The sequence below is a fragment of the Neisseria sicca VK64 genome (genome assembly GCF_000260655.1).
GTDB classification, from domain to species: domain Bacteria; phylum Pseudomonadota; class Gammaproteobacteria; order Burkholderiales; family Neisseriaceae; genus Neisseria; species Neisseria sicca_B.
Window position 1 is genome coordinate 1 of sequence record NZ_AJMT01000167.1, and the last position, 5216, is coordinate 5216.

Sequence of the window (5216 nt, forward strand, 5' to 3'; positions counted from 1 at the left end):
TGCGGTTGCTTTTGGAACGAACGCAAATGCATCAATTCTTAAATCGATTGCTATCGGTAAAAATACACAGGCAACGGGAGAGGCTTCTATCGTTATTGGTAGTGATGATCCTCTTTATGGAGAAATTAAAGCAACCTCCAGACAAGGTATTGCCATCGGTACGGGAGCTAAGGCGACAGGCGCAACCCAAGCAGTTGCCATTGGTCCAGATGCTCAGGCGACAGGAGCACAATCAACCTCCATTGGTAACAATACCCGCGCAAAAGGGGATTCATCAGTTGCTATCGGTGGCGATGACTGGGATGAAGCAAAAAAAACTGTAAATGCACAGTACAAGGCATTGACTGGCTCTGATATGGCTGGGGGTTATAAAGGTACGGAAGCGGCTACGGCGGCAGTTGCGGTCGGTGTTAGGGCAGTTGCGAGCGGTTCATTGTCAACGGCTTTTGGTCCGGGTTCGACAGCTAGCGGTTTGGGTGCATCAGCATTCGGTGTGGGCGCATCTGCTACTCAAGATAAGTCCGTTGCCATCGGTGCGGGCTCGACCACAACCATTAATGCGGAAAAGATAACTACTGCAACTGTTAATGATATTACCTATAGCGGCTTTGCGGGTACGAACAACTTGACGCACGGTTCACAGGTTTCTTTTGGTACGAAAGGCTACGAACGACAGCTTAAAAATGTTGCTCCGGGTGCGATTACCTCAACTTCCACTGACGCGATTAACGGCAGCCAGCTTTACGCGCTTCATGCAGGTTCGGGCAATATCGCCAAAGCAGTTGCCAATGCATTGGGCGGCGGCGCGGCTGTGGGTATTGATCCTACAAACAATCAAGGTACGGTAACGCTGCCGTCTTATAACGTGCTCAAAGGCAGTGCTACGCCGAATATGGCAGGTAATGGTACAGCTAACTTCAATGCAAATCCTGCTCGGAGCGTTGCTGATGCGCTGACCAATCTCAATACTTACGTCAACCAAGGCTTTGCCGTCAAAGATAATTCGGGCACGGCGAAGGGCATTGTTACGCCCGGTGAAAGCGTACAGTTTGCCGACGGCAAAGCAACTACCGTTACTGTTGAGACTGAAGCAGATGGTAATACTAAAGTCAAATACGACGTCCAAGTGGACGGAGAAACTGTCAGAATTGAAAACGGCAAACTGACTGCCGCATCGCAAACTCATTATTACAGCGTTAATCGCCCCGGTACTCCGGTAGCCAACTACAACAACGACGGCGCAACTGGCGAAAATGCGATTGCCGCCGGTCCTGAAGCCAGGGCGGCTGCGAGCAATGCGGTTGTGATAGGTAGCAAGGCTGCTGTTGAGGCGGCAGCAGGCTCTGATTCCACTATTAATGGCGATACTACTGGCGAAGGTTCAGTTGCCGTCGGTTCGCTAAGTAAGGCAAACGGTAAGAACGCGACTGCCATCGGTCAGCAAGCAAATGCCTATGGTCAAAACTCGTTTGCTGGCGGTCAAGATACTGAGTCATCAGGTAAATCGAGCGTGGCCATAGGTGATGGCTCAAGAGCTACTGATAACTCTACTACTGCTGTTGGTCCATATGCCAAAGCTCAAAAAGCAGGTGCATCAGCATTCGGTTTCAATGCCAATGCTCAAGCAATAGGCTCTGTGGCAGTAGGTCGACAAGCACAAGCTTTGAATTTGAATGCTGTTTCGGTAGGTAATGAAAGCAAAGCAAAAGGAGAAGATACTGTTGCTATCGGTACTAGTGCCGATGCTGTACAAAATCGGGCAATGGCAATCGGTAAAGGGGCTTTTGCTAATGATGCTGACACGATTGCATTCGGTGCCGGTACGAAGGCTGATAAAAGATATGCTATTGCAATCGGTTCGGGCAATAATGCTTGGAAAACTGATTCTATTGCGTTAGGACGTGCTGCCAATGCAGACGGCGCGGCTTCTTTGGCGCTTGGTTTGAGCAGCCATACCCGCGAAGCCAATGCCATAGCTTTGGGTAACAACGCCAACGCGGACGATACCAATTCCATTGCTATCGGTACAAACAGCAAAGCTGCTCAAGCTGCAGCAGTTGCTATCGGTAATAATGCAACAGCCCTGAAATTCAGTGCGGTTGTTATCGGTGAAGATGCGCGATCCAATAACTCGCGCTCTGTCGTCATCGGCTATAACGCTTCTGCAACCAATACCGAAATACCAGGTTCTGGACAACCTGATTACAATCAAACCGTTGCTATCGGTGCATACGCCAATGCATGGGGCGATCAATCTACTGCCATCGGTAACAATGTAGACGCAAAAGGCAATTCTTCTATCGCCATCGGTGCGGACGACTGGGATACCGTTGCAGTGAAAACTGTAGACGGTACGGGGGGTAAAACGGTTAAAGAGGTTTATCAAGACTATACCGGCGATGTGATGGTAACCGGTAGTTATACTCATACGACTTCAAGCGAAGCTGCGGTAGCCATCGGTACTAAATCACAGGCAATAGGCGAATTATCCACAGCCTTTGGTACGGGTACGATCGCTGAAGGCGTCGCCTCTGCCGCATTCGGTATGGGTGCGAAAGCTACTAAAGGCAACTCTGTGGCAATCGGTGCGGGCAGTACGACTACAACCGGTGCAACTAGTGTCAACGAAGCTACTGTCAATAATCTGAAATACTCAGGTTTTGCAGGCGGCAACAATGTTACCTCTGGCGACCAAGTGTCTTTCGGTTCGTCAGGCTACGAACGTCAATTGAAAAACGTTGCCCCGGGCGAAATCTCTAGTACATCTACGGATGCCATCAACGGCAGCCAGCTGTACGCGGTACAAAACGTTTTGGGCAATACTGCTAAAACTGTTAAAGGTGTATTGGGCGGCAATGCTGCAGTCGGCGAAGATGGCAGCTTTACAATGAGCAACATCGGCGGTACAGGCAAAAATACCATCGATGAGGCAATCCGTGATCTGAATGCTAATGCGTACAAACCGTTCAAGCTGACAACAGCGAAAACTGCTAATACCAACGGTACGGTACAAGATGACTCGCTGCAAAACATTACCAGCGGTTCGACCATTACGCTGGAAGCGGGCAAAAATATCTCCCTGCGTCAAAACGGTGCAACCGTCAGCATCAATACCGTTGATGCGCCTGAATTCACAGGCAAAGTTACCGCTAAGGGCGGCTTGGACATGAATGGCAACAAGATTACCAATGTTTTGAGTGGTACTGATACCAAAGACGCGGTTAATCTGGGTCAGTTGCAAGATGCGATGGCAAACCTGAGTGTCAGCACACTGACGACCGTCAATAATGATGCGCCGTTCTCTTATGTGGGTACAGACGGCAGAATTCTGAGACGTGAAGTAACTGTCGCTCCGGGTACGGGCGTGAAAACCGTATCGTTCAAACATATGGACGACAGCACTCCTTACACAGGCGATGTAACCATTGCCGCATTGAATCCGACCGATCCGCAAACCACTACTCCGACCACGGTCGGCAATGTGAAGAACGGTGCTAAAGACAATGATGCAGTCAATGTTTCCCAGTTGAACAAAATCGCCGAAGCCATCGGTACGAAAGTGAATCCGGACGGCACGATTACTGCGCCAACGTATAACGTCATTTCAGGCAATCCTTCAAGCTCCAGCGTAGCAGGTTACAACAAAGTGGGTGACGCGCTCACCGCTTTAAGCAATGCCGTACGCACACCGTTGAATTTCGAAGGCGACACAGGCACGAAATTTGACCGCCAACTCGGCAGCACCGTAGCAGTCAAAGGCGGACAAACTGATAAGACTAAGCTATCCGATAATAATATTGGTGTAGTTTCAGACGACCAAAATCACACGTTGAACGTCAAATTGGCAAAAGAATTGACCGGCCTGACTTCCGCAGCCTTCAGCGGCGATGTAACCGCTGCTGGCACGACCGTTAACGGTTCCGGCGTAACCATCGGCTCCGGCAGCAACCCTGTGAGCCTGACTGCGGGCGGACTCTCCAACGGCGGCAACAAGGTTACCAACATTGCCGACGGCGTGGCAGATAATGACGCAGCAAGCTACAAACAAGTCAAAGCTGCGAAAACCGAGGTTCAAGGAGGTACTAATGTTGCCGAAGTGAAGAAAACCGACGGTGCGGACGGTCAGGCGATTTACACCGTCAATGCCAAAGGCACGGTTGTTTCCGCCTCAGGCGCAGACAACGGTCTGAAACTTACGTCGTCTGAAGATACAACCACCAATGTCACTACCTACAATCTGGATTTGTCTGACAAAACCAAAGCCTCTTTGACAAAAGCCGACAGCGCATTGCAAAACATTGGCGTACAAGTCAACGGCGCAGATGCTAAAACGTTGAATCAAGCTGATTCCAAGCTGAACTTCGTTAACGGCACAGGTACGACCGCCGAAAACAAAGCCGACGGTATTGCGTTCAACGTAAATAAATCTACGTTGACTACGGGTACTCGGGGTGTAGTCAGCGCGGATACAGCAGGCGATGCATTTGCGACCGCAACTGATGTTGCCAATGCCATCAATAAAGCCGTTGCCGACAGCGAAAAAACCAGCATCGTAGCAGCAGGCGACAATACCCATGTTGCTTCTCAAGTTACCGGTAATGAGACACTTTATACGGTTCATGCCGATAAAACGACTGTGAGCGTAAAAGCTGACGGTAAGTTGGCATTGAATCCGACTGAAGCGACAAGCAGCAACCAAACCAAAACCACCAACTACGAACTCGACCTTTCAAACGACGCAAAAGCAGAGATTCAAAAAGGCGTAGATGCGAAAAATATCGTTGATACCAAAGGTATTACCTTCAGTGGCAACAGCGGCTCTCCTGTAACCAAAAAACTGGACGAAACGCTGGCAATTAAAGGCGACGATACAAATGTGGTTACCGAAGCGGGTACAGACGGCATTACTGTCAAACTGAAAGACGACATTACGTTGACCAGTGTAACTGCCGATACGTTGAAGGCAGGCAACAGCGAACTGACCACTACCGGACTGACCACGCCTAAAGTCACTGCAGGCGACAGTGTACTGACGACCGACGGTCTGACCATTGCCAATGGAGCCAATCCCGTATCCCTGACCAAGTCCGGACTGAACAACGGCGGCAACAAGATTGCCAACGTAGCCAAAGGTACGGATGCCACCGACGGAGTGAACGTAAGCCAGCTGAGCCCGATTGCCAAAGCGTTGAATACCAGCATTGATCCGGCCACCG

At 50.1% G+C, this 5216-nt stretch carries 1 protein-coding gene and 1 pseudogene; both read left to right on the forward strand.

Annotation, left to right across the window (positions count from 1 at the left end; genetic code table 11):
- Nucleotides 1–259: pseudogene (locus HMPREF1051_RS15325) on the forward strand (hypothetical protein); the annotation flags it as partial.
- A gap of 96 nt (nucleotides 260–355) precedes the next feature.
- On the forward strand, nucleotides 356–5216 hold a 4861-nt coding region (locus tag HMPREF1051_RS09405), incomplete at its 3' end, for a hemagglutinin (RefSeq protein WP_003767769.1).